At 64.9% G+C, this 787-nt stretch carries 2 protein-coding genes; both read right to left on the bottom strand.

What is annotated here, in order from left to right; translation table 11 throughout:
- Positions 1 to 225, bottom strand: a 225-nt coding sequence (locus HC022_RS27960) for an ATP-binding cassette domain-containing protein (protein ID WP_167454537.1), incomplete at its 3' end; no start/stop codon positions are given.
- A 35-nt stretch (positions 226 to 260) separates the two neighbouring features.
- Positions 261 to 787, bottom strand: a 527-nt coding sequence (locus tag HC022_RS27955; protein ID WP_167454536.1) for a PstA family ABC transporter permease, incomplete at its 5' end; no start/stop codon positions are given.

Below are 787 nucleotides of genomic sequence, written 5' to 3'. Positions count from 1 at the left end.
GACGCGGCAGATGTCGATGGTGTCGTTCATCCGGTTGAGGCAGCGCAGGAAGGTCGACTTGCCGCAGCCCGACGGGCCGATGAACGCGGTCACGGTCTTGTCGAGGATGTCGACCGAGACGTCCTTGATGGCGTGGGTCTCGCCGTAATAGACCTGAACGTCCTTCGCCGAGATCTTGTTTTCGTTGACGTCCACGGCGGCCTTCCTCATCGGTGCGTCGTACATGGGTACATTCCCTTTAGCGTTTGTCGCGTCCATCGTCACCATCTCCGCTCGAACTTGCGGCGCAGGACGATGGCGATCACGTTCATGATGAGCAGGAACACCAGCAGGATGATGATCCCGCCCCAGGCGCGCTCGTAATAGGCGGGGTCGGCCCGCTTGGCCCATTCGTAGATCTGGGCCGGCATCGCCGAGTTCGGCGACATGAAGCCCGAGACGAGGCCGTCGGGATAGTTCGTGGCGATGTAGCCGACCATGCCGATCAGCAGCAGCGGCGCGGTCTCGCCGAGCGCCTGCGCGAGGCCGATGATGGTCCCGGTCAGGATCCCCGGCATGGCGAGCGGCAGCACGTGGTGGAACACCGCCTGCATCTTCGAGGCGCCCACGCCCAGTGCCGCGTCACGGATCGACGGCGGCACCGCCTTGAGCGAGGCACGGGTCGAGATGATGATCGTCGGCAGGGTCATCAGCGTCAGCACGAGGCCGCCGACGATGGGCGCGGACTGCGGCAGGTGCGCGAACTGGATGAAGGCCGCGAGGCCGAGGATGCCGAAGACGATCGACG

The organism is Salipiger sp. HF18, from assembly GCF_011806505.1.
Classification (GTDB): domain Bacteria; phylum Pseudomonadota; class Alphaproteobacteria; order Rhodobacterales; family Rhodobacteraceae; genus Salipiger; species Salipiger thiooxidans.
This window is presented reverse-complemented; position numbering and strand designations above follow the sequence as displayed.